This window comes from Pandoraea terrigena, assembly GCF_902459705.1.
Classification (GTDB): Bacteria; Pseudomonadota; Gammaproteobacteria; order Burkholderiales; family Burkholderiaceae; genus Pandoraea; species Pandoraea terrigena.
In genome coordinates this window covers 357,103-381,879 of record NZ_CABPRU010000004.1, presented here as the reverse complement: position 1 = coordinate 381,879, position 24,777 = coordinate 357,103, and the positions used below count along the sequence as shown (strand labels likewise).

Here is a 24,777-nt window from a genome sequence, read left to right as displayed (position 1 = left end):
GCGCCGGTAAAGGCAGGGCCTGTCGCGATTGGCTTCGCGTCAGGCCCTTTTCTCGCGGGCGTCAGACGATGCTGTCGCCGCGCAACTGCGCGATCTTGGAATCGTCGAAACCCAGGCGCTCACGCAGAATTTCGTCGCTGTGCTGGCCCAGCGTAGGCGGGGCGCTACGGGCAACGGGTGGCGTCTCGCTCATCTTCATCGGGCTGGCGACGAGGCGGGCCACACCGCCCGAGGGATGCGGCAACTCCAGCGCCATCTCGCGCGCGATGACCTGCGGATGTGCGAACACTTCCGGCAGCGTGTTGATCGGGCCGCACGGCACACCGGCGGCTTCGAGTTTGTCGATCCAGGTGTCCTTGCCGAACTTGCGCACCATTTGCGCGAGAATCGGCACGAGCGTATCGCGGTGACGTACGCGCGATGGGTTGGTCGCAAAACGCGCGTCGTCGGCGAGCGCGGGCGCTTCGCCGGCTTCGACGAACTTGCGGAACTGCCCGTCGTTGCCCACCGCCACGATGATCCAGCCATCGTCTGCCGTCTGGAACGTCTGGTAAGGCACGATGTTCGGATGCGCGTTGCCCCAGCGCACCGGTGCCTCGCCGCTCGCGAGATAGTTCGTGTTCATGTTCGCCAGCATCGCCACCTGTGTGTCGAGCAGCGCCATGTCGATGTATTGTCCCACCCCCGTGCGGTCGCGGTGCGTGAGGGCCGCCATGATGGCGATGGTCGCGTACATCCCGGTCATCAGATCGGCAATCGCGACGCCGGCCTTCTGTGGGCCACCGCCGGGCAGGCCGTCACGCTCGCCCGTAATGCTCATGAAGCCCCCGATGCCCTGCACGATGAAGTCGTAGCCGGCGCGCGACGCGTAAGGGCCGTCCTGGCCGAAGCCCGTCACTGAGCAATAGACGAGATCGGGCTTGATCTCGCGCAACGACGCGTAATCCAGCCCGTATTTCGCCAACTGGCCGACCTTGTAATTCTCGACGACCACGTCGCTCTGCGCCGCCAGTGCCTTGACGATCGCCTGTCCTTCCGCAGAGGCGATATCGAGCGTGAGCGAGCGTTTGTTGCGGTTCGCGGCGAGGTAGTAGGCGGCCTCGGCCGTCTCGCGACCGTCGGCATCACGCTGGTACGGTGGGCCCCATCGGCGAGTGTCATCCCCGACGCCGGGACGCTCGACCTTGATCACGTCTGCGCCCAGATCGGCCAGGTTCTGCGTGGCCCACGGGCCGGCCAGCACGCGCGAAAGATCCAGCACCCGAATATGACTCAGCGCACCCATCGTCCACACTCTCCTCGATTTCATCGTCTGATCGCTGCCCCGACCCATATGCGGAACATCGTTTTGCATTGCGGAACTTTGACAGGGGAGTCTACGGCGTGCGATGCGCGGCTGACCAGCGCCGTTTCGCACTGCGGTTGTCGGTGCGGCGCGGTGGTGGGGCCGATTTCCCGTATAATCAAAAGTTTGCAAAATACCCGCCCAGCCTCGCTGGCCCGGTCCCTACGCTCCTTCGCACGCTATGAAAGTCGCTGACATTCGGGAAAAATTCCTCAACTTCTTCGAGTCGAAGGGGCACACCATCGTGCGCTCGTCGAGCCTCGTGCCGTCCAATGACCCCACGCTGCTGTTCACGAACTCCGGCATGGTGCAATTCAAGGACGTCTTCCTCGGTCTCGAGACGCGCCCCTACAAGCGCGCGACCACGGCCCAGCGCAGCGTGCGCGCAGGCGGCAAGCACAATGACCTCGAGAACGTCGGCTACACGGCCCGCCATCACACGTTCTTCGAAATGCTGGGCAATTTCTCGTTCGGCGACTACTTCAAGCGCGAAGCGATTCAATACGCGTGGGAGCTGCTCACGGAAGTCTACAAACTGCCGAAGGACAAGCTCTGGGTCACCGTTTATCAGGAAGACGACGAAGCCTACGACATCTGGGCGAAGGAAGTCGGCGTGCCGGCCGAGCGCATCATCCGCATCGGCGACAACAAGGGTGCGCGCTACGCGTCGGACAACTTCTGGCAGATGGCCGACACCGGTCCGTGCGGCCCATGCTCGGAAATCTTCTTCGACCACGGTTCGGACGTATGGGGCGGCCCGCCGGGATCGCCGGACGAAGACGGCGACCGCTACATCGAAGTTTGGAACCTCGTGTTCATGCAGTTCAACCGTGACGAGCAGGGCAACATGACGCCGCTGCCCAAGCCGTGCGTGGATACCGGCATGGGGCTGGAGCGTATCGCGGCCGTGTTGCAACACGTGCACAGCAACTACGAGATCGACCTGTTCCAGCACCTGATCAAGGCCGCCGGTCGCGAGACCGGCGTGACCGATCTCGCCGCGAACTCGCTCAAGGTGATCGCCGATCACATCCGTGCTTGCGCGTTCCTGATCGTCGACGGCGTGATTCCGGGCAACGAAGGCCGCGGCTACGTGCTGCGCCGGATCATCCGCCGCGCGATCCGTCACGGCTACAAGCTCGGCTGCAAGACGCCGTTCTTCTACAAGCTCGTGCCGGACCTGGTCGCGGAAATGGGCGCGGCCTACCCGGAACTGGTGCAGGCGCAGCAGCGCGTGACCGACGTGCTCAAGCAGGAAGAAGAGCGCTTCGGCGAGACCATCGAGAACGGCATGGAGATTCTCGACGGCGCCCTGGCCGATCTGGCCAAGCGCGGCGTGACCACGCTCGACGGCGAACTCGCCTTCAAGCTGCATGACACCTACGGCTTTCCGCTCGACCTCACGGCCGACGTCTGCCGCGAGCGCAGCATCTCCGTCGACGAAGCGGGTTTCGATGCCGCGATGGCACGTCAGCGTGAGCAGGCGCGTGCCGCCGGCAAGTTCAAGATGGCCACGGCCCTTGAATACGTCGGCGACAAGACGCGTTTCCAGGGCTACGACAAGCTCGTGCTCGACGGCGCGAAAGTGACGGCGCTCTATGTCGACGGCACGAGCGTGAACAAGCTCACCGCCGGCCAGCAGGGCATCGTGGTGCTCGATACCACGCCGTTCTACGCCGAGTCCGGCGGCCAGGTGGGCGACCAGGGTCTGATCACGGCGGGCGGCGCCCGTTTCGGTGTGTCGGATACGCAAAAGATCCAGGCCGACGTCTTCGGTCACTACGGCAAGCTGGAATCGGGCGAGCTGAGCGTGGGCGCGGCCGTCACGGCGCAGGTCGATGCCGTACGTCGCGCTCGCACCGTTCGCAACCACTCGGCAACGCATCTGATGCACAAGGCGCTGCGCGAGGTGCTGGGCGGCCACGTGCAGCAGAAGGGCTCGCTCGTCGACGCCGACAAGACCCGCTTCGACTTTGCCCACAATGCCGCGATGACCGCCGAGGACATTCGTCGCGTGGAAGACATCGTCAACGCCGAAGTCCTGGCCAACGCGCCCACGCAGGCTGCCGTGATGTCGTTCGACGATGCCGTGAAGGGCGGCGCGATGGCGCTGTTCGGTGAGAAGTACGGCGACGAAGTGCGCGTGCTCGACATCGGCACGTCGCGCGAATTGTGCGGCGGCACGCACGTGACGCGCACGGGCGACATCGGCCTGTTCAAGATCGTGATGGAAGGGGGCGTCGCCGCCGGTATCCGTCGGGTGGAAGCGATCACCGGCGACAACTCGGTGCATTTCGTGCAGAAGCTCGACGATCAGATCAACGAGGCGGCGGCCGCACTCAAGACCCAGCCGTCCGAACTGACGCCGCGCATCGCGCAGGTGCAGGAGCAGGTCAAGTCGCTGGAGAAGGAACTGGCGGCGCTCAAGTCGAAGCTGGCGTCGAGCCAGGGCGACGAGTTGCTCGAGAAGGCCGTCGATGTGAGCGGTCTGAAAGTGCTGGCCGCGCAACTCGAAGGCGCCGACGTCAAGATGCTGCGCGAGACGATGGACAAGCTCAAGGACAAGCTGGGCAGCGCCGCGATCGTCCTCGCGGCGGTCGAGGGCGGCAAGGTCAGCCTGATCGCCGGCGTGACGGCCGACGCGACCAGCAAGGTCAAGGCGGGTGAGTTGGTCAATTTCGTCGCGCAACAGGTCGGCGGCAAGGGCGGTGGACGTCCCGACATGGCACAGGCGGGCGGCACTGACCCGTCGCAATTGCCGCAGGCGCTCGCCGGCGTGCAGGGGTGGGTGGCCGGCAAGCTGAAGATGTAACGATACGGTGAGCGCGACAGCATAGGTCGCAGCTCGCTGTGCATGGACGGAACCCCAAGCGTTGGATAGCGATCCGACCCTTGGGGTTTTTTCATGACGGCGGGTGACCGGCGTCGGTCGACAAGCGCTTCATGTGTGACGTTGCGCATCGGGACTCACGTCGTTGAACCGTGTCGAAGCGCTTGATGTGGCCTGATGCCGCAGCAGTACAGTTTCGGTATTCGAAAGGATCCGAAAGCGGGAGGCTTTAGTGTTTCGCGAGAGAGGGAATCCAGGCGGGCGCGGACCGAAAATGTCTCACATTGTCCCTGATGCCATTGGGGGCCCCCCGTTTTCCTGATGGTTTGCCTGTAAAGTATTCGGTAGAGCGTGCGTGCCGACGCGCGTTTTCTCCTCCGCTACCGTTATGCCAGTCGCCCTCGCTGAATCCGACAGAGCCGTCTCGTCGCGCCAACCGTCCCCTGAGCGCGCGGCGTGGCGCATTGCCCTGTCCTGCATGCTCGCCCTCGCCATTGCCATGGGCATTGGCCGCTTCGCGTTCACGCCGATGCTGCCGCTGATGCTCCATGAGCACCTCACCGACATTCAACACGGCAGTTGGCTCGCGTCGCTCAACTACGCGGGCTACTTCGTCGGCGCGCTGTCGTGCATGTGGTTGCGCTTTACCCCAACGCGCATCGTGCGCTTTGCGCTGGCGGCCACGGTCGTGCTGACGCTCATCATGGGCCTGCTCGATTCGTTCGCCGTGTGGGCTGTCGTGCGCACGCTGGCAGGGGTCATGAGTGCCTGGGCGATGGTGTTCTCGGCCGGCTGGGCCTTCCGAAAGCTCAGTGAATTGCACATGCCGAGCCTGGGAGGCGTGATCTTCGCGGGGCCCGGCGCCGGCATTGTGGTGACGGGGCTGCTTGCGAGTCTGAACGACTCGCTCGCGTGGCCCGCGCGCGGCGGGTGGCTGCTGTGCGGATTGCTGGCGTTGGTGCTGCTGGCGTTGATCTGGCGCACCTTCGTGCCGGATGGCCCTGACCCCTCGAAGACGGCCGGCGCAGCAGCGCCCTCGCACGCCGCACCCGCGCAGACTGCCTCGCGCGCCGTCGATCATGGCAGCGGCGAGTCGGTGATTCCCGTTACCGTGCTCTATGGGTTTGCTGGATTCGGCTACATCATCACGGCCACCTTTCTCCCGGTGATTGCGCGTCAGGCGCTGCCTGGCTCGCCGTGGCCAGATCTGTTCTTTCCACTGCTCGGCCTCATGGTGATGCCCGGCGCGATCATCGGGGCGCGGGCGCCGCAGGCCTGGGACAATCGTCTGTTGCTCGCGGCATGCTATGTCACGCAAGGGGTGGGCGTCGGGATCGGCATCGTGCTGCCGAACGCGGTGGGGTTTGCCGTGGGTAGCGTGCTGGTCGGCCTGCCCTTCACGGCGATTACCGTCTATGCCGTGCGTGAGTGCCGACGCCTGCGTGGGGACAATGCCAATGGCCTGATCGGCCTGGTGACGGCATCCTACGGCATCGGGCAGGTCGTCGGACCACTGGTGGCCGCGCCGCTTGTCGCGGCGACCGGCAACTTCACGGCGGCGCTGCTGTGTGCGAGCGGCGCGTTGGTGCTTGGCGCGATCGGCTTCGTGTGGGACTGGCAGCGTTCGCTCGAACGCGCACCCTGACGCGTCTGGGCGGCGTGGCATGGTCTGCCACTGCGCCCCCTTCATCTCCTGGAACTTGCTATGTCTTTTACCCTGCAGGCGGGCAGAAAGGCCGCCACGGCCATCAGCGACGCTGAGCGCCAGATGCGCGTTGACCTGGCGGCCTGTTACCGGCTAGTTGCGCTGTATGGCTGGGACGATCTCATATACACCCATGTGTCGGCGATGGTGCCGGGCGAGCCGGGGCATTTCCTCATCAACCCGTTTGGCCTGACGTTCGATGAAGTGACGGCGTCGAACCTCGTGAAGATCACGATGGCCGGCGAGATCGTCGGCGAGAGCGAACATCCGGTGAATGTGACCGGGTTTGCGCTGCATGGCGCGGTGCATGCGGCGCGTCCAGATGCCGTCTGTGTCATGCATCTGCACAACACGGCGGGCATCGCGGTGTCGATTCAGCCGCATGGACTGCTGCCGATCTCGCAGCACGCGTTGCGTTTTCACGAGCGTATTGGCTATCACGATTACGAGGGACTCGCGTTTTCACCGTCCGAGGGTGAGCGGCTCGTGGCGTCGCTTGGGGCACATCCGGCCATGCTGCTGCGTCATCACGGCACGCTCACCACCGGGCGCTCGGTCGCCGAAGCCTTCGTGCTGATGGCCACGCTCGTCAAGGCGTGCGAGATCCAGTTGCAGGCGCTGGCGGGCGGCACGACGCCCCATCTGCCAAGTCCGGCCGTGCAGGACAAGACGGCCCTTCAACTTGAAGATGGCGGTGCCATCGAAGGTGCGCTCGAGTGGCCTGCACTGCTGCGCAAACTGGATAGAATAGATGCCTCGTTTCGCGATTGAGCGCCGCGCCGGCGCGACATCGGCGACGAATGGCAGGTCCGCGCGCCTTGATGGATGGCGAGGCCGCGGCGCCGCCGATCTTGATAACGACACCAGGAGAGAGACTGCAATGCCAACGTTTCACGTGGAGATGTTCGAGGGGCGCTCGGTCGAGCAAAAGCGCGCATTCGTCAAGGCGGTGACGGAAGCCGCCGTGAATACGATCGGTTGCACGCCGGAGTCCGTCGACATCATCATTACCGATGTCAAACCCGAGAACTGGGCCACCGCCGGTGCGCTCTGGTCGGATCCGCGTCCTGAGTCGATCTGAAGGCGCCGGTGGGCGTCCCCGGGGGCGCTATCGGTAGATCGAAGGTTCAAGGGGTCTCGCCGGATCCCGACTGCATTGATGAGGTTGTCATGTCGCAAGTCCCGTCCGCTTCGAGTGCCCACGCTTGCGCCCTGACGTCCCTGACGGCTGCTGAGGGCGGCGCGGTCCAGACGCCGCAACACTTCGCATCGGACAACTACGCCGGGATTTGCCCCGAAGCGCTGCGTTATCTGATTGAGGCGAATGCCAGCGGTCATGAGGTGGCCTACGGCGACGATACGTGGACGCAGCGCGTGTGCGACGGCATTCGTCATCTGTTCGATACGGACTGCGAGGTCTTCTTCGTCTTCAACGGCACGGCAGCGAATTCGCTGGCGCTGGCCTCGCTGTCACAGTCGTATCACTCCGTCATCTGCCACGAACTGGCGCACGTCGAGACCGACGAGTGTGGCGGCCCCGAATTCTTCTCCAACGGTGCGAAACTGCTCACCGCGCGTGGATGCGAGAACAACGGCAAGCTCACACCGGACGCGATCGAGGCCGTCATCAACCGGCGCTCCGACATCCATTTCCCGAAGCCCAGGGTTGTCACGCTCACGCAGGCCACTGAAGTCGGCACGGTCTACTCGGCCGACGAGATCCAGGCGATCTCGGCGGTGGCCAAGCGGCGCGACTTGCGCGTGCACATGGATGGCGCGCGCTTTGCGAATGCGGTTGCCACGCTGGGCTGTCATCCGGGCGACGTGACCTGGCGAGCCGGCGTGGACGTGCTGTGCTTCGGCGGCACGAAGAATGGGCTGCCGGTGGGCGAGGCGGTGGTGTTCTTCAACCGCGCGCTGGCGGAAGATTTCGCATATCGGGTCAAGCAGGCCGGGCAACTGGCCTCGAAGATGCGCTTCATTTCAGCGCCGTGGCTCGGCATGCTGGAGAACGACACGTGGCTGCGCAATGCACGTCATGCCAATGCAATGGCGCAGTTGCTCGCCCAACGCATTCGCGATGTGCCGGGCGTCTCGATCATGTTCGAGACGCAAGCCAATGCCGTGTTTGCGGAACTACCGATGCATGTGATTGAAGCGCTGCGTGCCAAGGGCTGGCGCTTCTACACGTTCATCGGTGCGGGCGGTTGCCGCTTGATGTGCGCGTGGGACACCCGCCCGGAAACCGTCGAGCGTCTGGCGGCGGATATCCGGACGTTGAGCACGGCCGTGTGAGGTGAGCCGCGACCGGGCCGGGTTTCCGTTCCGGTCGCGCGATGATTCAGGTCTGTTGCGGCGCGTGTGCCGCGGGCTTGAGAAAACGATGTGCCAGTGCGTGATAGAAGGACGGTGCGATGGTTTTCGACACCTGGGTCGAGAGCAGGGCCACCGCCATGAGCGGAATCACCATCTGGTGGCCGTCGATCATCTCCATGACGATCACGAACGACGTAATCGGCGATTGCGTGACCGCGGCCAGATACCCGACCATGCACAGCGCGGCAATTGCCGGTAGCGGGACCACCGATGTGAGCTGGGCCAACACGTTGCCCAGCCCGGCCCCGATGGCGAGCGACGGCGCGAAAATGCCGCCCGGAATTCCCGACATGTAGGACACGCACAACGCCGCGAACTTCAGCAGCGCGTAAAGCGGCGAGAGTGCCACATGCGACTCCAGCAGGCCGCGTGCCTCCGCATAGCCGCTGCCGAAGGTCGTGCCCCCCGAGGCGAGTCCGATCAGGGCGATGGCCAGGCCACACAGAAACGCGAATCGCACCGGATGTGTACGGCGCACGCTGACCAGCGGCGCGGGCATCCAGCGCGGGACGTTGAGCATCAGCCAGCCGAACAATCCGCCAGCCACGCCGCTCAGCAGGCTGGCGGCAACGACCACCGGGATCAGCGTCCAGTGAAAGTCGCTGATCGCCTTGATCTGTCCGAAGTACAGGTAGTTGCCCTGCAGGCCGAGTGCCACGACGCCGGAAAAGATGATGGCCGTGATGAGCGTGCCGCTGCTGCGCGCGACGAAGCTCCGGCTCAGCTCCTCGATGGCGAACACGACCCCCGCGAGCGGCGTGTTGAACGCTGCCGCGAGACCGGCCGCGGCGCCGGCGAGCGTCAATTGACGTTCAATGTGTACACTGCTGCGCCGATACCCGCGCCGCATTGCATACATGAGCGACGCACCGATCTGTACCGTCGGGCCCTCGCGACCGATGGTGAAGCCGCAAAGAATGCCGAGAAACGAGATCGCGATCTTGCCGATCATGATGCGCATGGACAACAGCGACGACGACAGTCGCGATTCCTGAAGCGTTGCGATGACTTGCGGAATCCCGCTGCCCTCCGAGCCGCGGAAGAACTTCTGCGTCAGCCAGATCGCCAGCGCGGCACCAAGCGGCGTCACGATCAGCGGCACCCAGATGCCGTACGACAGCATGCGCTGGAACAACTCGAAACCGAAGTCGATCAGCTTGGCGTACACCACCGAGACCAGGCCCACGAGCACAGCGCCGAGCCAGAACACGCCGTAGTTGTGCCAGAGGCGACGAGAGCGATGCATGCCCCGCTTGGCCAGGCGCGCCGATAGCGAAAGCGACGCGGGCGGCACTGACGACGAAGGTGACGGAGGCGGTGAGGCCGGCGTTGGGGCAGTATGGGGCGGGAGGTCTGACACGTGGCCGAAGACGAGAATGGAAGGGCAATCGTTGATTATACGCCCCGCACCCCGTGGGTATTGACCGCGGGTGTCTCGGAATCTGCCAAATGTGCAGCGCGTCATGAGTTCATTTAAGATATTCGCATTCGCTGAAGAACGATCATGAACGAACTCATTTTCTGTCCCCGCTGTGCCTCGCCGCTCGACTCGCGTGAGGTCGCCGGGCGTATTCGCCGTGCCTGTCCAGACGCGGCTTGCGGTTTCGTCCACTGGGACAACCCGCTGCCGGTCGTGGCCGGTCTCGTGGAGTATCGCGGTCAGATCCTGCTGGCGCGCAATGCCGCCTGGACCGAAGGCATGTTCGCGCTCATCACGGGTTTTCTCGAGCGCGACGAGACGCCTGAAGACGGTATCCGGCGCGAAATCAAGGAAGAGACCAACCTGGATGCCGACGCGATCTCGCTGCTCGGCGTCTACGAATTCATGCGCAAGAATGAGCTGATCATCGCCTATCACGCGGTCTGCGATGGGGACATCCGTCTGTCCGAGGAGCTCGCCGAATTCCGGCTGGTCGCCCCCGAGCGGGTGCGTCCGTGGCGCGCTGGCACCGGGCACGCGGTGGCCGAGTGGCTGCGGCGGCGCAATCTGCCGGTCGAATATGTCGACTCGGCCCGGCTGTCGATTTCGGGCTGACGAGGCGGCGCGATGACTACGGTAGAATCCGAGTCTGCGGGGCAAGCCCGGCACACGATTCGAACGAGACGGAAAAAAGGGACATGAGCATGGAATTCCAGAAAGAAGTCGACGCGAGCGGTCTGAACTGCCCGCTGCCGATCCTGCGCGCCAAGAAGGCGCTCGCCGACATGCAGAGTGGAGAAGTGCTGCACATCATCGCCACCGATCCGGGCTCGGCGCGCGACTTCAGCGCGTTTGCCAAGCAGACCGGCAACGAACTCATCGAGTCGCGCGAAGAGGGCAAGACATTCCACTTCCTGATGCGCCGCCGCTGATCGCGCGGCGTCATCTTGCGGACCCCGCGTGCCGCAGCGAGTGGCTCGGCGCAACGGGCAAGAAAAAGCCGACGGGCGATGACTTGCCGTCGGCTTTTTCGTTGACGCGATGGCTGGCCGCTACACCAGATCGCCGTGCGTCTCGCGCAGGTACTCACGGAAGGCGTCCTTGAGTTCCGGATGGCGCAACGCAAACTCCACCGTTGCTTTCAGGTAGCCGAGCTTGCTGCCGCAATCGAAACGTTTGCCCTTGTAGCGATACGCCAGCACGACTTCATCGAGCATCAGCTTCTGGATCGCGTCGGTCAACTGGATCTCACCACCCGAGCCCGGATCGATCTCGCGAATGCAGTCGAAAATACGCGGGCGCAGCACATAACGGCCGACCACGCCCAGATTCGACGGCGCATCTTCCGGCGCCGGCTTCTCGACGATGCTCGTGAGCTTGACGATGTCCTTCTCGCCCCACTCGTTGCCCTCGACGATCCCGTACGAGCGGCTTTGCTCGATGGGGATCTCTTCCACGCCGATGATCGAGTTGTGATACTGGTTGTACAGGTCGACCATCTGCTTGAGCACCGGCGGGTCGCCGTCGAGCAAGTCATCGGCGAGGATGACCGCGAACGGTTCATCGCCCACGAGTTTCTCGGCGCACAGCACCGCATGTCCCAATCCCAGCGCCTTGGGCTGGCGCACGTAGAAGCAGTCGATGTGCGGCGGCTTGATCGAATGCACCACGTCGAGCAGCGCCTGCTTGTTCTTGGCTTCGAGTTCCGCCTCGAGTTCGAATGCCGTGTCGAAGTGGTCTTCGATCGCGCGCTTGTTGCGACCCGTCACGAAGATCATTTCTGTAATCCCGGCGGCCGCCGCTTCTTCCACCGCGTACTGAATCAGCGGCTTGTCTACAATGGGCAGCATTTCCTTCGGGCTCGCCTTGGTCGCCGGGAGGAATCGGGTGCCGAGGCCCGCAACGGGGAACACGGCTTTGGTCACAACGGCTTTCATTGGTATCTCCCTGATGGTATGAGCGTGTCTCAGGCGGGCAGGCGGGCGAGCTGAGCCTGCAGTTTGCCGAGAACCGCTTCAAAGTCGACCAATCGTTGCTTCTCGAGTTCCACGACGTTGGCGGGCGCGCGCGCCACGAAGCTTTCGTTGGAAAGCTTGCCGTGGCACTTTGCGATCTCGCCTTCCAGGCGCTTCACTTCCTTGCCAAGACGCTCGCGCTCCGCGGCGACGTCCACTTCCACCTTCAGCGCCAGCTTGTTCGCACCCACGACAGCGAGCGGCGCACCGGCCGCTTGCGCGTCAAGCGTGGCTTCGTCCACCAGCACCTGCACTTCGGAGAGCTTGGCCAGCGTCTGCAGATAGGGCGCAATCGAGCGCAGGAAGTCCACATCGCCCGCGACCAGCAGCGGCACACGCTGCGCCGGCGACAGGTTCATTTCGCCGCGCAGGTTACGGCAGGCGTCGACGGCGGTCTTCAACTGCTGCATCCAGGCTTCGTCGCCCTCGTCGATCTTGCTCGCGTCGGCCACCGGGTAGGGCTGTACCATGAGACTGGCTTCGCCCGCCGCCTTGTCCGCCGGATAGCGGCCCGCCAGCGGTGCCACCTTCTGCCACAGCGCTTCGGTGATGAACGGAATGATCGGGTGGGCCAGGCGCAGCACCGTTTCCAGCACGCGCAGCAGCGTGCGGCGGGTCGCGCGCTGTTGCGCCGGGGTGCCGTTCTGAATCTGCCACTTGGCCAGTTCGACGTACCAGTCGCAGTACTCATCCCAGACGAACTTGTAGATCGCGCTGGCGATGTTGTCGAAACGGTAGTCCGCGAAGCCCTTCTCGACATCGGCTTCCACGCGCTGCAACAGCGACACGATCCAGCGGTCGGCGCGCGAGAAGTCGAGCTGGCCGTCGGGGCCGCAATCGCCCACGCACGGCGCCAGGCCGCAGTCCTGGCCTTCACAGTTCATCAGCACGAAGCGCGTGGCGTTCCACAGCTTGTTGCAGAAGTTGCGATAGCCTTCGCAGCGCGCCAGATCGAAGTTGATGTTCCGGCCGAGGGTGGCCATCGAGGCGAACGTGAAGCGCAGCGCGTCGGTGCCGAACGGCGCGATGCCGTCCGGGAATTCCTTGCGCGTCTTCTTCTCGATGCTCGCCGCCTGCTTCGGGTTCATGAGACCCGTCGTGCGTTTGGCGAGCAGGGCGTCGAGCGACACGCCGTCGACGATGTCGATCGGATCGAGCGTGTTGCCCTTCGACTTGGACATCTTCTGACCTTCCGCATCGCGCACCAGGCCGTGCACGTAGACGGTCTTGAATGGCACGCGGCCGGTGAAGTGCGTGGTCATCATGACCATGCGCGCCACCCAGAAGAAGATGATGTCGAAACCGGTCACGAGCACCGACGACGGCAGGAAATGCTTGAGTTCGGGCGTGTCTTGCGGCCAGCCGAGCGACGAGAAGGGTACCAGTGCCGACGAGAACCACGTGTCGAGCACGTCTTCGTCGCGCTTGAGCGCGCCGGTGTAGCCCGCCGCGCGGGCCTTCTCGGCGGCTTCCTCTTGCGTGCGGGCGACGTACACGTTGCCCGCATCGTCGTACCACGCCGGAATCTGGTGGCCCCACCAGAGCTGACGCGAGATGCACCAGTCCTGGATGTTTTCGAGCCACTGGTTGTAGGTGGTCGTCCAGTTCTCGGGCACGAACTTGATCTCGCCGCTGCGGACCACGTCGAGCGCGGTTTCGGTGATCGACTTGCCCGGATGGAACGTGCCTTCGGGGGCCGGTTTGCTCATCGCGACGAACCACTGGTCGGTGAGCATCGGCTCGATAATCGTGCCCGTGCGGTCGCTGCGCGGCACCATCAGCTTGTGCGGCTTGACCGATTCGAGCAAGCCGAGCGCGTCGAGGTCGGCCACGATTTGCTTGCGTGCGTCGAAACGATCCAGCCCGCGGTACTTTTCCGGGGCGTTCTCGTTGATCTTCGCGTCGAGCGTGAGAATGTTGATCTGCGGCAGGTTGTGGCGCTGGCCGACGGCGTAGTCGTTGAAGTCGTGCGCCGGCGTGACCTTCACCACACCCGTGCCGAATTCGAGATCGACGTAATCGTCGGCGATGATCGGGATTTCACGATCGCACAGCGGCAGCCTGGCCGTCTTGCCGATCAGGTGCTTGTAGCGCTCGTCTTCCGGATGGACCATCAGCGCGGTGTCGCCGAGCATCGTTTCCGGACGCGTGGTGGCCACCGTGAGCGACCCCGAGCCGTCGGCGAGCGGGTAGCGGATGTGCCAAAGCGAACCTTCTTCCTCCTCGCTCACCACTTCCAGGTCCGACACGGCCGTGAGCAGGGTCGATTCCCAGTTCACGAGACGCTTGCCGCGATAGATCAGCCCTTGCTCGTGGAGCGTGACGAAGACGTCGCGCACGGCGCGCGACATCTTCTCGTCCATCGTGAAGTATTCACGACTCCAGTCGATGGATGCGCCGAGACGCCGTACCTGGCGCGTGATGGTGCTGCCCGATTCTTCCTTCCACGCCCAGACGCGCTCGACGAACTTCTCGCGGCCGAGGTCGTGGCGCGAGATTTTCTGGGCGTCGAGCTGGCGCTCGACGACGATCTGCGTGGCGATGCCCGCGTGGTCGGTGCCCGGCACCCAGAGGGTGTTGGCGCCTTTCATGCGGTGATAGCGGGTGAGGCCATCCATGATCGTCTGGTTGAACGCATGACCCATGTGCAGCGTGCCGGTCACGTTCGGCGGGGGCAACTGGATGCTGAAATCTTCGCGGGCGTCGTCGAATGTCGGCCGGGCGTAGCCGCGGCGCTCCCATTCGGGGCCCCAGTGGGCTTCGACGTCCTGCGGCTCGAAGCTCTTGGCAAGCGTGTTGTCGCTATCGCTCATGGATTGGATGGACCGTGTAATGCGTGAAACCCTGAATTATAAAAGATTCGGTGCCATTTCCGCGCCGCGGCAGGATTTATAATCGAGCTTCCCTCGAAATTCCTTCCCGACATGCCCGATCTGCTCGCCAATCTGAACCCCGAACAACTGGCCGCCGTGACCCTTCCGGACGAGCCGGCCCTCATTCTGGCAGGGGCGGGTTCCGGCAAGACGCGCGTGCTGACCACGCGTATCGCCTGGCTGATCCAGCAGGGCCACGTGGGGCCGGCCGGGATTCTCGCCGTGACCTTTACCAACAAGGCCGCCAAGGAAATGCAGGCCCGCCTGGGTGCGATGCTGCCGATCAGCACGCGCGCGATGTGGATCGGCACCTTCCATGGGTTGTGCAACCGCATGCTGCGCGCGCACTTTCGCGACGCCGGGTTGCCGCAGAGCTTCCAGATCCTCGATCAGGCCGACCAGCTCTCCGCCATCAAGCGCCTGTTGAAGGCGTCGAACGTCGACGACGAGAAGTACCCGCCGAAAAATCTGCAGTATTTCATCAACAACGCCAAGGAGCAGGGCCTGCGCCCGCACGAGGTGGAGGCCAACGATGCCTTCAACCAGAAGTTCGTCGAGCTGTACGCCGCCTATCAGGCGCAGTGCCAGCGCGAAGGCGTGGTCGATTTCGCTGAACTGCTGCTGCGCTGTTTCGAGCTGCTCAAGCACAACGAACCGCTGCGCGTGCACTACCAGTCGCGCTTCCGGCACATTCTCGTCGACGAGTTCCAGGATACGAACAAGCTTCAGTACGCGTGGCTCAAGATGCTTGCGGGATCGAACGCCGCCGTGTTCGCCGTGGGTGACGACGACCAGAGCATCTACGCGTTTCGTGGCGCCAACGTCGGCAATATGGCCGACTTCGAGCGTGAATTCCGCGTTCGGCACCTGATCAAGCTGGAGCAGAACTACCGCTCGCATGGGAATATCCTCGACGCGGCCAACGCGTTGATTTCCAACAATGCGCGGCGTCTGGGCAAGAATTTGCGTACCGATGCGGGGCACGGCGAACCGATTCGTGTCTACGAGGCGGCGACCGACCTGCAGGAGGCGAGCTGGCTCGTCGAGGAGATCAAGGCGCTTGTCGCGCAGGGCCTCTCGCGCCAGGACGTGGCCATTCTCTATCGCAGCAATGCCCAGTCGCGGGTGATGGAGCATGCGCTCGTGGGCGCGGGCATCGCCTACCGGGTGTACGGCGGTTTGCGCTTTTTCGAGCGTCAGGAAGTCAAGCATGCGCTGGCGTACCTGCGCCTGATCGAGAATCCGAACGACGATACGGCGTTCGCGCGGGTCGTGAACTTCCCGACGCGGGGGATTGGCGCGCGTTCGCTGGAGCAACTGGCCGACGCGGCGCGACTTTACAACTGCTCGATGTATGCCGCCGTGCCCTATATGACCGGCAAGGCGGGCACGAACCTGACGGCATTCATTCGGCTCGTCGAGCAGATGCGTCACGATACCGAGCGCCTCACGCTGCCGGAGGTTGTCGCCCGTGTGATCGACGCCAGCGGGCTGGTCGCGCACTACCAGACCGAGAAGGAAGGCCAGGATCGCATCGAGAACCTGCAGGAATTGGTGCACGCGGCCACGGCGTTCGTTGCCGAGGAGGGCTATGGACTTGACGCTCCGGCGCGTCTGATTGCCATGCGTCCTGCGCTGCCGGGGGCGCCCGATCGGCTCGCCTCGCCCGACGGCGTGGTCGACGCGGACACGCCCGTGGAGATGACGCCGCTGGCTGGCTTCCTGTCGCACGCGTCGCTTGAAGCGGGGGACAACCAGGCCGAGGCGGGGCAGGACGCGGTGCAACTGATGACGGTCCACGCGGCCAAGGGCCTCGAATTTACAGCCGTCTTCGTCACTGGTCTCGAAGAGGGGTTGTTCCCGCACGAGAACAGTGCGCTCGAACTCGACGGTCTCGAAGAGGAGCGGCGGCTGATGTACGTGGCCATTACGCGTGCGAAGGAGCGTCTGTATCTGTCGTTCACGCAAAGCCGCATGCTGCACGGTCAGACACGCTATAACGTGCGCTCACGCTTCTTCGACGAAATCCCGGAGACGGTGCTGAAGTTCCTGACACCGCGTGCGCAGCCGGGCGCGCGGCTCGGTCAGGCCGAGCCGGCTTGGGGGCGTGATTGGTTTGGGCGTGGGAAGACGGGGGCGCCCAAGCCGGAAGAATGGGTGGCCACCAAGTCGGAGCAGGCGCTGGCCGACCGTTCGCGCGCGTCGGAAACGGGTTTCAAGGTGGGGCAGGGCGTGTTCCACACCAAGTTCGGCGAAGGCAAGATCATCGGCCTGGAGGGGGCGGGTGTCGAAGCCCGCGCCCATGTGAAATTCGGCCGGCACGGCGAGAAATGGCTGGCGCTGGCCGTCGCGAAGCTCCAGCCGATCGAATAACGGCGCGGTTCCGTCGTCACCCATGAGAAAGGGCACCCTCAGGTGCCCTTTGTTTTTCGCCCCCGACGTGGATGTCGACATTCCCGCCGACATTCCCGCCGACGTTACCGCCTACGCCTCTGGCGGGGCGACGTTCGGATCGATGGCGCCAATCTCCTGGACGCCGAAGCAGCCGCGATAGCTCGCATAGAAGGAGCAATACAGCACGGCCGTGAACAGGATCGAGTAAGGCATCAGCACGAGCATCGCGTATTGATGAATGCCCATCGCAACCATCGCCAGCGTCACGATCAGTGGCAACACGGTGGCAACGACCGCCGTGCACAGTCCGTAGACGGCGAACGCGCGGAAGTTGCGCACACAGGCCGTCCAGCTGAAGAACAGCGCCTTGACGGGCGGGATGTCGTGCCACGCCACGAGCACCGGCGCGAACCAGAACATCATCGCCACGGGCACGTAGGCGACCGCCACCGCGAGCATCGCCTGACCCATCGAGCCGTTGGTGAGCGACTCTTCGGTGATGCGGCCGTCGAAGAGCATCTTGTTGACCAGGTCGCCGCCGTCGAACAGCGCCGAGAACAGGAACACGATGGTCATCGCCACGATGTAGTAACCACCGAGCATGAGCAGTCGGCGCGAGACCTCTTTGCCGTGGCCACGAAAGCCATCGAGCAGTACCTGGGGCAACACCTGCTTGTTCTTGATGATGTCGCGACAGGCCGCCATGAAGCCGACCGACAGGCCGGGGATGAACAGTAGCGGCAGGAACGCGCCGACGACCGGCAGGATCGACAGCACCATCACCCCGAACAGATAGGCGAAGAGCAGCGTCAGAATGGCGAGCGGGTTCTTGCGGAACAGCCAGATGCCTTGGCGCAGCCACACATATCCACTCTTCGGCGGGACTTCAAGCAATTGCATAGGATTCGAATGACTCCGATAGGACGTCGGGTTACAGCCAGGGAACGGAAAGGGCTTCGATGCGTTGGCGCAGGATTCGTTCGAAATGTCCCGGATCGTGCGGTTTGAGCATTTCGGCGGCCCGGGGCAGGTGGAAATCATACAGGCGCGACAGCCAGAAGCGCAGCGCGGCGGCACGCAACATGTCGCGCCAGTGCGACGCCTCGATGTCGGTTAGCGGGCGCACCGTCTCGTACGCACGCAACATGGCATGCACGCGCGCGTCGTCCAGCACGCCGGTCGCCGGGTCGCAACACCAGTCGTTGACCGTCACGGCCAGATCGAACAGCCATTTGTCGCAGCCTGCGAAGTAGAAATCGAAGAAGCCGCCCAAACGCGGCGAACCGTCTTCGGCCTTGTCGAACAACACGTTGTCGCGGAACAGATCGCAGTGGCACGGGCCCGCCTGCATGGCGCGATAGTCACTCGACGCGAAGAATGCCGCCTGATGTGCCATCTCGCTGTCCAGTAACGCACGCTCGGCGGCGCTCAGGAACGGTGCGACCTCGGGGGCGGCGTCGCGCCACCATGGCAGGCTGCGCAGATTGGCTTGCTCCAGCGTGAAGTCGCGGCCGGCCAGATGCATGCGCGCGAGCATCGCCCCGACATGCGCGCAGTGCTCGGGCGCGGGGGCCAGCTCGGAGCGTCCCGTCAGCTTCGTGACGATGGTGGCAGGCTTGCCGTTCAGCTCACCCAGGATCTCGCCGGTGCGGTCAGGAATCGGATCGGGCACCGGTACGCTGTGATGGGCGAGATGGCCCATCAAATGCAGGTAGAACGGCAACTGGGTGGCCGTGAGCTTTTCGAACAGTGTCAGCACGAACTCGCCGCGCTCGGTCGTCAGGAAGTAGTTGGTGTTCTCGATGCCGGAGCTGATGCCCCGGAAGTCGAGAACATTTCCCAAATCGTAGCGTTGCAGCCATTCGTGGAGCTGCTCGGGCGAGACGGAAGTGAAAACAGCCATGCTTGCGTTGGGTGGAGGTGTCCCAGACAAACGGCCCGCGCACGTGCAGCGGGCCGCTGGTTCAAGACAGACAGGAAGCCGGCGCGCCGCTTGATGATGTGCGGACGCGTGGGGGCGAGTCAGATTACCAGAGACGTCAGAACTTCAGGCCGACGGACGGCAAACGGTCGTTTTGCGACGTGTTGTCACGCGTACGCGGCGCATTGTCCGGCGGCGTGGTCAATTGGTAATTGGTGCCGAAGCGCGAATGGACGTCGATCTCCGTGGGTTTGCCGCGGTCGCGGAACTCGGTCACGGTGGTGCCTTGATCGTTGACGTAGTAGCTCGGCTTGCGCTCCTGGTTCACGTCAACCGACGATTTGCTGGTAGCGGCGGCGCGGGCGTCAGCCTCGCGTTTGGCAACCTGCGCGGAGGTTTCCTTGCCGTCCTGGGCGAACGCATGGCCGGCGAACAGCAGGCCGGCACCGATCACCAGGGGCAGGGCACGGGAAAAGCGCGATGTCATCATTATTCTCCGAGGGCGGGAACGCATCCGCGACGTTAAGGCCAAGCCTGGTCGGCGCAACGGGTTCCAATTCATTCATTCTATCAAACGTCCCCCGCTTCGCATCGTGAAATCGCGTCGGATGTGCCGTCATTGCTTGCCTGCGAGGGGATGCCGTGCCCCGGACGCGCATTTCCTCGCGCCATCGGTGAAGTGATGAACGATTCAACGGCGCATCTTTGACTTCTTTCATATTGCTTTTGGTTATAAACAAATCGCCAGACAGTCGTTTCCGTTGGGCGCATGTTCTGGCATCCTGCGGCATTGTCTCGATGGGCGGCCGTGTGTCGCCCATCTGCATTCAGGAGTCCCAAGTCATGTCGTCATCCGCCGCCTCGGTCGCCGTCAAAACGGCCCCGCCTTCGCCGTCTTCCCATAACGCCCGTCCGCTCGCCATTGCTGTGGTGTTGATTGCCATCGGCATTGCCTACGTGCAGGTCACCGTGGGCCCGAAGCAGGCCGCACTGGCCGGTATCGGCGCATTGCTCGGGGTGGCGCTTTACCATGCGGCGTTTGGTTTCACGTCGGCCTGGCGCGTGTTCATCGCCGACCGTCGCGGGGCGGGGCTGCGTGCGCAGATGGTCATGCTCGCGGTGGGCGTCGTGCTGTTCTTCCCCGCGCTGGCCGACGGCGCCCTCTTCGGCAACAAGGTCGCGGGTTTCGTTTCGCCGGTGGGCGTGTCGGTGGCGTTCGGCGCCTTCCTCTTTGGTATCGGCATGCAGCTCGGTGGCGGTTGCGCGTCGGGCACGCTGTATACCGTGGGGGGCGGCAGCACGCGCATGATCGTCACGCTCGCGGCATTTGTCGTGGGGTCGGTGGTCGCCACGGCGCATATGCCGTGGTGGGAAGCGCTGCCGCATCTCAAGCCGGTCTCGCTGGTCAAGGTGTGGGGCTTGTGGCCGGCGCTCATTGCCAACCTGGCGCTGTTCGCTGCGATTGGGGGCTTGACGCTGTGGGCGGAGAAGCGCCGTCACGGCCGGGTCGTCGGCGTGCCGATGACAAGTGGTGGCACGAAGGGCGCGCCGGCGCTGCTGCGTGGCCCGTGGCCGCTGGTGTGGGGCGCGCTGGCACTGGTGCTGCTCAACTACGCGACGCTGGCCCTGGCCGGTCGCCCCTGGGGCGTCACGTCGGCGTTCGCGCTGTGGGGCGCCAAGGCCTTCATGGCCCTCGGCATCGACGTGGCCTCGTGGCCATACTGGGCAAAGCAGGCGAATGTGCTGAACGCCCCGATCGCGCAGGACGTCACCACGGTCATGGACATCGGCATCATTCTCGGCGCGCTGGCTGCCGCGTCGATCGCCGGCAAGTTCGCCCCGGTGTGGAAGATTCCGGTGCGCTCGCTGCTCGCGGCCGTCATCGGTGGATTGCTGCTCGGTTACGGCGCGCGTCTGGCCTATGGCTGCAATATCGGTGCTTACTTCAGCGGCATTGTCTCGGGCAGTCTGCACGGCTGGCTGTGGCTGGCGGCGGCGTTCGCCGGCAATATGGTCGGCACGCGCCTGCGTCCGCTGTTTGGTCTGGCCGTGGAAACCACGCCGCGCGATACCGGCTGCTGATTGACGCAAACCGCTGGTAGATCAGATTTTTCTTCAGCCAAAATCAATACGGCGCCTGCGATGACTCGCGGCGCCGTACTGATTTTGGGCGATGACGCCTGGCCGCTGACAGCGGCGATCACAGGTAGAACATCTTCTCGGTGCTTTCCGTCTCGGGTTCGATGTGCCCGTCGTAGAACGCGAACACCGCCTTGAGGATCTCGTCGGGGTCATCCATCACCTGCACCAGGTCGAGATCCTTCTCGCCGATAAGCCCCATCGGCAGCATCGTCGAGCGCACCCAGTCGAGCAGTCCCTTCCAGAATTCCGTACCGACGAGAATCACTGGCACTTGGCGTGACTTCTGCGTCTGGATCAGCGTGAGGACTTCGGACAGTTCGTCGAGCGTGCCGAAGCCGCCCGGCATGATGACGAAGGCATCCGAGTTCTTCACGAACGTGACCTTGCGCGTGAAGAAGTGACGGAAGCGCAGTGAGATGTCCTGGTATTGATTGCCCTTCTGTTCGTGCGGCAACTCGATGTTCAGACCAACCGTCGGAGAGGCGCCGCCGTGCGCGCCCTTGTTGGCGGCTTCCATGATGCCGGGCCCGCCGCCGGAGATCACCGCAAAGCCGTTGTCGGAGAATTTGCGGGCGATGGTCATCGTCAGTTTGTAGAACGGTGATTTCGGCTTGATGCGCGCGCTGCCGTAGATGCTGACGGCCGGCCGGATCTCGGACAGGTACTCGGTCGCCTCGATGAACTCTGCCATAATCGTGAACATCTGCCACGACGCGCGCGCCTTTTTGGCAGTGGCGCGCTCATGGTCTGCCAGCATGCGCAGACTCGGTATTTCTTTTCTTCTCTTGGTCATATGTCGGAACAGCAAAGTCTGGAAGGTAAGACGCTCTTATTGGTCGATGGTTCGAGTTATCTTTATCGAGCCTATCACGCCCTACCGGATTTGCGCGGTCCCAACGGCGAACCGACGGGCGCGCTTCATGGCATCGTCAATATGCTGCGCCGCATGCGTAAAGACGTACATGCAGAGTATAGCGCCTGCGTTTTCGACGCCAAGGGCAAGACGTTCCGCGACGATTGGTACCCCGAATACAAAGCGAATCGCCCGTCGATGCCGGAAGATCTTCGCGCGCAGATCGAGCCGATTCACGAGGCCGTACGTGCCATGGGCTGGCCGCTGTTGATGATCGATGGCGTGGAAGCGGATGACGTCATCGGCACCCTCGCAAGGCAGGCGGCCGAGCGCGGCATGCGCGTGGTTGTCTCCACCGGCGACAAGGATCTGGCGCAGCTCGTGAACGACCACGTGACGCTGGTCAACACGATGACTAACGAAACGCTCGACGCCGCGGCCGTCACCGCGAAATTCGGCGTGCCGCCCGAGCGCATCGTCGATTACCTCACGCTTGTCGGCGATACCGTCGATAACGTGCCGGGCGTGGAAAAATGCGGGCCGAAGACGGCCGTCAAGTGGCTCACCCAGTATGGCGATCTCGACAATCTCGTGGCGAACGCCGAGGCGGTGAAGGGGGCGGTGGGCGAGAACCTGCGGCGCGCGCTCGATTGGCTGCCGATGGGACGCAAGCTCGTGACGGTCGTGCTCGACTGCGATCTCGCGCCGCAGGTCACCTCCATCGGCGCGAGCTTGCAGACGCAGCCCGAAGACGTCGAGACGCTGCGCGATTTCTTCGTGCGTCATGGCTTCAAGACGTTGCTGCGTGAAGCGCAGGCCGCCGTCGCCACGCAGGCCGGAGAGCCCGCGCCGGCGCCTGCGGCCGATACGATCGAGCGTCAATACGAAGCCGTGCTCACGTGGGCGCAGTTCGACGCATGGCTGAAGATCATCGAGTCGGCCGAGCTGACGGCATTCGACACCGAGACCACCTCGCTCGATGCGATGCAGGCGCAACTCGTCGGCCTGTCGTTCTCGTGCGAACCGGGGCGCGCCGCCTACGTCCCGGTGGCGCACCGCGCGCCGGGCGACGTCGACCAACTGCCACGTGACGAGGTGCTGGCGCGGCTGAAACACTGGCTCGAAAGTCCCGACCACAAGAAGGTCGGCCAGAACCTCAAGTACGATGCGCACGTGCTGGAGAACTACGGCATTGTGCTGCGCGGCATCGCGCACGACACGCTGCTCCAGTCGTACGTGCTCGAATCGCACCGCAGCCATGACATGGACAGCCTCGCGTCGCGTCATCTCGGCGTGACGACGATCAAGTACGAAGACGTGTGCGGCAAGGGCGCCAAGCAGATCGGCTTCGATGAAGTCACCGTCGAGCGCGCGACTGCCTACGCCGCCGAGGACGCCGACATCACGCTACGGCTGCACCGCGCGCTCTATCCCGACGTGGCGCGTGAAGCGACGCTGGAGTTCGTCTACCGCGACATCGAGATGCCGACAGCGCGCGTGCTGCAACGCATGGAGCGTAACGGTGTGCTCATCGATACCGCCCGCCTGGCCGCACAAAGCGATGAGATCGGACAGAAGCTGGTCGCGCTCGAAGCCGAGGCGTTTGCATTGGCCGGGCAGCAGTTCAATCTGAATTCGCCCAAGCAGATCGGCGACATTTTCTTCACGCAACTGCAACTGCCGATCGTCAAGAAGACGGCAAGCGGCGCCCCGTCGACCGACGAGGAAGTGCTGCAGAAACTCGCCGAAGACTATCCGTTGCCGAAGGTGCTGCTCGACTACCGTGGCCTTGCCAAGCTCAAGTCGACGTACACCGACAAGCTGCCGAGGATGGTCAACGCCGCGACGGGCCGCGTCCACACAAACTACGCGCAGGCCGTGGCGATCACCGGACGCCTGGCGTCGAACGATCCGAATCTGCAGAACATCCCCGTGCGCACGGTCGAGGGTCGGCGCATTCGCGAGGCGTTCATCGCCCCGCAGGGCAGCCAGTTGGTCTCGGCAGACTACTCGCAGATCGAGCTGCGCATCATGGCGCATATCTCGGGCGACGAAAGCCTGCTGCGCGCATTTGCCAACGGCGAGGACATTCACCGCGCCACGGCGGCGGAAATCTTTGGCGTCACGCCGATCGAGGTGTCGACCGAGCAGCGCCGCTATGCCAAGGTCATCAACTTCGGCCTGATCTACGGCATGAGCGCGTTCGGGCTGGCCGCCAACCTCGGGATCGAGCGCGACGCCGCCAAGCAGTACATCGACCGCTATTTCATGCGCTACCCTGGCGTGGCGCGTTACATGGACGAGACGCGCAAGAGCGCGAAGGCGCGCGGCTATGTCGAGACCGTCTTCGGACGGCGCCTGTGGCTGCCGGACATCAATGGCGGCAACGGACCGCGTCGCCAGGCCGCCGAGCGTGCCGCCATCAATGCGCCGATGCAGGGCACGGCCGCCGACCTCATCAAGCTCTCGATGATCGCCGTGCAGCGCTGGTTGGACGACAGCGGCATGCAGACGCGTCAGATCATGCAGGTGCACGATGAGCTGGTGCTGGAAGTGCCCGATCACGAACTGGCCGAGGTGCGCAAGCGTCTGCCGGAACTGATGTGCGGCGTGGCGAAACTGCGCGTGCCGCTCGTGGCGGAAGTCGGAGTGGGCGAAAATTGGGAGCAGGCCCACTGAACGGCGTTGGGCCGGCACCTAAAGTGAGTGCGTCGTGCCGTCGGCACCATGGCGGCAGTCCGTCGCCAATGCGCCGTGGCCGACGGCACGCGTGGGCGGAACGGCGTCGCTCAATAGCGGGAATAGGGTGACAGGCATACCCGAAGTCCGCACTCTGCGGTAAGGTAATCGCTATTGCCGGCGTGGCAAATGCCGACCGGCCGGACGGTTTTCCAAGCTCGGGG

17 protein-coding genes and 1 pseudogene are annotated in these 24,777 nt (G+C 63.9%); 10 read left to right on the top strand and 8 right to left on the bottom strand.

Going from position 1 to position 24,777, the window contains the following annotated elements; genetic code table 11:
* Positions 1-61 precede the first annotated feature (61 nt).
* Positions 62-1,285 carry a CaiB/BaiF CoA transferase family protein gene (locus PTE31013_RS11825; RefSeq protein WP_150612975.1) on the bottom strand — a complete coding sequence of 408 codons (1,224 nt, stop codon included), beginning with the start codon at positions 1,283-1,285 and terminating at the stop codon, positions 62-64.
* A gap of 241 nt (positions 1,286-1,526) precedes the next feature.
* Between PTE31013_RS11825 and alaS the strand changes: the two genes are divergently transcribed.
* The 5 genes from alaS (at position 1,527) to PTE31013_RS11800 (ending at position 8,175) form a co-directional block, all read left to right on the top strand.
* Positions 1,527-4,157, top strand: a complete 2,631-nt coding sequence (gene alaS / locus PTE31013_RS11820; RefSeq protein ID WP_150612974.1) for an alanine--tRNA ligase — start codon at positions 1,527-1,529, stop codon at positions 4,155-4,157.
* Positions 4,158-4,563: 406 nt separating this feature from the next.
* Positions 4,564-5,820, top strand: coding sequence for a YbfB/YjiJ family MFS transporter (locus PTE31013_RS11815; RefSeq protein WP_150612973.1), 1,257 nt, complete (start codon positions 4,564-4,566; stop codon positions 5,818-5,820).
* A gap of 60 nt (positions 5,821-5,880) precedes the next feature.
* Positions 5,881-6,651, top strand: coding sequence for a class II aldolase/adducin family protein (locus tag PTE31013_RS11810; RefSeq protein ID WP_150612972.1), 771 nt, complete (start codon positions 5,881-5,883; stop codon positions 6,649-6,651).
* The gene (locus PTE31013_RS25250; protein ID WP_281351807.1) at positions 6,632-6,961 is read left to right on the top strand and encodes a 4-oxalocrotonate tautomerase; all 330 of its coding nucleotides are present in this window, start codon (positions 6,632-6,634) and stop codon (positions 6,959-6,961) included. The genes PTE31013_RS11810 and PTE31013_RS25250 overlap by 20 nt, the downstream gene beginning before the upstream one ends.
* An 89-nt stretch (positions 6,962-7,050) precedes the next feature.
* On the top strand, positions 7,051-8,175 hold the full coding sequence (locus tag PTE31013_RS11800) for a threonine aldolase family protein (RefSeq protein ID WP_246174295.1): 1,125 nt from the start codon (positions 7,051-7,053) through the stop codon (positions 8,173-8,175).
* A gap of 49 nt (positions 8,176-8,224) precedes the next feature.
* Here the strand turns inward: PTE31013_RS11800 and PTE31013_RS11795 are convergent.
* A pseudogene (locus tag PTE31013_RS11795) lies at positions 8,225-9,502 on the bottom strand (chloride channel protein); the annotation flags it as partial.
* Between the two features lie 258 nt (positions 9,503-9,760).
* On the opposite strand from PTE31013_RS11795, the gene PTE31013_RS11790 reads away from it, so the two are divergent.
* Both PTE31013_RS11790 and PTE31013_RS11785 read left to right on the top strand, forming a co-directional pair.
* Positions 9,761-10,291: an NUDIX domain-containing protein gene (locus tag PTE31013_RS11790; protein ID WP_150612969.1), complete on the top strand. Its 531-nt coding sequence runs from the start codon at positions 9,761-9,763 to the stop codon at positions 10,289-10,291.
* Positions 10,292-10,380: 89 nt separating this feature from the next.
* A complete protein-coding gene (locus tag PTE31013_RS11785) occupies positions 10,381-10,608 on the top strand; it encodes a sulfurtransferase TusA family protein (protein ID WP_017231876.1) in 228 nt (75 codons plus the stop codon).
* Positions 10,609-10,728: 120 nt separating this feature from the next.
* Here the strand turns inward: PTE31013_RS11785 and galU are convergent, their stop codons facing one another.
* Both galU and PTE31013_RS11775 read right to left on the bottom strand, forming a co-directional pair.
* On the bottom strand, positions 10,729-11,613 hold the full coding sequence (galU, locus tag PTE31013_RS11780) for a UTP--glucose-1-phosphate uridylyltransferase GalU (RefSeq protein WP_150612968.1): 885 nt from the start codon (positions 11,611-11,613) through the stop codon (positions 10,729-10,731).
* A gap of 29 nt (positions 11,614-11,642) precedes the next feature.
* The gene (locus tag PTE31013_RS11775; RefSeq protein ID WP_150612967.1) at positions 11,643-14,504 is read right to left on the bottom strand and encodes a valine--tRNA ligase; all 2,862 of its coding nucleotides are present in this window, start codon (positions 14,502-14,504) and stop codon (positions 11,643-11,645) included.
* Between the two features lie 111 nt (positions 14,505-14,615).
* Between PTE31013_RS11775 and PTE31013_RS11770 the strand changes: the two genes are divergently transcribed.
* Positions 14,616-16,937: a UvrD-helicase domain-containing protein gene (locus PTE31013_RS11770; protein ID WP_150612966.1), complete on the top strand. Its 2,322-nt coding sequence runs from the start codon at positions 14,616-14,618 to the stop codon at positions 16,935-16,937.
* A gap of 111 nt (positions 16,938-17,048) precedes the next feature.
* Here PTE31013_RS11770 and PTE31013_RS11765 read toward each other — a convergent pair whose 3' ends face one another.
* The 3 genes from PTE31013_RS11765 to PTE31013_RS11755 all read right to left on the bottom strand — a co-directional run bounded on the left by PTE31013_RS11765 (position 17,049) and on the right by PTE31013_RS11755 (position 19,369).
* Positions 17,049-17,858, bottom strand: coding sequence for a BPSS1780 family membrane protein (locus PTE31013_RS11765; protein ID WP_150612965.1), 810 nt, complete (start codon positions 17,856-17,858; stop codon positions 17,049-17,051).
* Positions 17,859-17,889: 31 nt separating this feature from the next.
* A complete protein-coding gene (locus PTE31013_RS11760) occupies positions 17,890-18,861 on the bottom strand; it encodes a homoserine kinase (RefSeq protein ID WP_150612964.1) in 972 nt (323 codons plus the stop codon).
* Positions 18,862-18,997: 136 nt separating this feature from the next.
* Positions 18,998-19,369: a hypothetical protein gene (locus PTE31013_RS11755; protein ID WP_150612963.1), complete on the bottom strand. Its 372-nt coding sequence runs from the start codon at positions 19,367-19,369 to the stop codon at positions 18,998-19,000.
* A 353-nt stretch (positions 19,370-19,722) separates the two neighbouring features.
* On the opposite strand from PTE31013_RS11755, the gene PTE31013_RS11750 reads away from it, so the two are divergent.
* Positions 19,723-20,961, top strand: a complete 1,239-nt coding sequence (locus PTE31013_RS11750; protein ID WP_150612962.1) for a YeeE/YedE family protein — start codon at positions 19,723-19,725, stop codon at positions 20,959-20,961.
* A gap of 118 nt (positions 20,962-21,079) precedes the next feature.
* Here the strand turns inward: PTE31013_RS11750 and PTE31013_RS11745 are convergent, their stop codons facing one another.
* Positions 21,080-21,814, bottom strand: coding sequence for an LOG family protein (locus tag PTE31013_RS11745; RefSeq protein WP_150612961.1), 735 nt, complete (start codon positions 21,812-21,814; stop codon positions 21,080-21,082).
* On the opposite strand from PTE31013_RS11745, the gene polA reads away from it, so the two are divergent.
* Entirely contained in the window at positions 21,815-24,553 is a 2,739-nt protein-coding gene (polA, locus tag PTE31013_RS11740; protein WP_150612960.1) for a DNA polymerase I, read from the top strand.
* The last annotated feature ends 224 nt before the right edge of the window (positions 24,554-24,777 follow it).

What these genes read in the sequence shown, in the direction of transcription:
- PTE31013_RS11770 (WP_150612966.1), top strand. Translation starts at nt 14,616, where the DNA reads ATGCCCGATCTGCTCGCCAATCTGAACCCCGAACAACTGGCCGCCGTG.
- PTE31013_RS11790 (WP_150612969.1), top strand. Translation starts at nt 9,761, where the DNA reads ATGAACGAACTCATTTTCTGTCCCCGCTGTGCCTCGCCGCTCGACTCG.
- PTE31013_RS11765 (WP_150612965.1), bottom strand. Translation starts at nt 17,858, where the DNA reads ATGCAATTGCTTGAAGTCCCGCCGAAGAGTGGATATGTGTGGCTGCGC.
- PTE31013_RS11745 (WP_150612961.1), bottom strand. Translation starts at nt 21,814, where the DNA reads ATGACCAAGAGAAGAAAAGAAATACCGAGTCTGCGCATGCTGGCAGAC.
- PTE31013_RS11815 (WP_150612973.1), top strand. Translation starts at nt 4,564, where the DNA reads ATGCCAGTCGCCCTCGCTGAATCCGACAGAGCCGTCTCGTCGCGCCAA.
- PTE31013_RS11800 (WP_246174295.1), top strand. Translation starts at nt 7,051, where the DNA reads ATGTCGCAAGTCCCGTCCGCTTCGAGTGCCCACGCTTGCGCCCTGACG.
- PTE31013_RS11810 (WP_150612972.1), top strand. Translation starts at nt 5,881, where the DNA reads ATGTCTTTTACCCTGCAGGCGGGCAGAAAGGCCGCCACGGCCATCAGC.
- PTE31013_RS11750 (WP_150612962.1), top strand. Translation starts at nt 19,723, where the DNA reads ATGTCGTCATCCGCCGCCTCGGTCGCCGTCAAAACGGCCCCGCCTTCG.
- PTE31013_RS11760 (WP_150612964.1), bottom strand. Translation starts at nt 18,861, where the DNA reads ATGGCTGTTTTCACTTCCGTCTCGCCCGAGCAGCTCCACGAATGGCTG.
- PTE31013_RS11825 (WP_150612975.1), bottom strand. Translation starts at nt 1,285, where the DNA reads ATGGGTGCGCTGAGTCATATTCGGGTGCTGGATCTTTCGCGCGTGCTG.
- polA (WP_150612960.1), top strand. Translation starts at nt 21,815, where the DNA reads ATGTCGGAACAGCAAAGTCTGGAAGGTAAGACGCTCTTATTGGTCGAT.
- PTE31013_RS11775 (WP_150612967.1), bottom strand. Translation starts at nt 14,504, where the DNA reads ATGAGCGATAGCGACAACACGCTTGCCAAGAGCTTCGAGCCGCAGGAC.
- PTE31013_RS11785 (WP_017231876.1), top strand. Translation starts at nt 10,381, where the DNA reads ATGGAATTCCAGAAAGAAGTCGACGCGAGCGGTCTGAACTGCCCGCTG.
- alaS (WP_150612974.1), top strand. Translation starts at nt 1,527, where the DNA reads ATGAAAGTCGCTGACATTCGGGAAAAATTCCTCAACTTCTTCGAGTCG.
- PTE31013_RS25250 (WP_281351807.1), top strand. Translation starts at nt 6,632, where the DNA reads ATGCCTCGTTTCGCGATTGAGCGCCGCGCCGGCGCGACATCGGCGACG.
- PTE31013_RS11755 (WP_150612963.1), bottom strand. Translation starts at nt 19,369, where the DNA reads ATGATGACATCGCGCTTTTCCCGTGCCCTGCCCCTGGTGATCGGTGCC.
- galU (WP_150612968.1), bottom strand. Translation starts at nt 11,613, where the DNA reads ATGAAAGCCGTTGTGACCAAAGCCGTGTTCCCCGTTGCGGGCCTCGGC.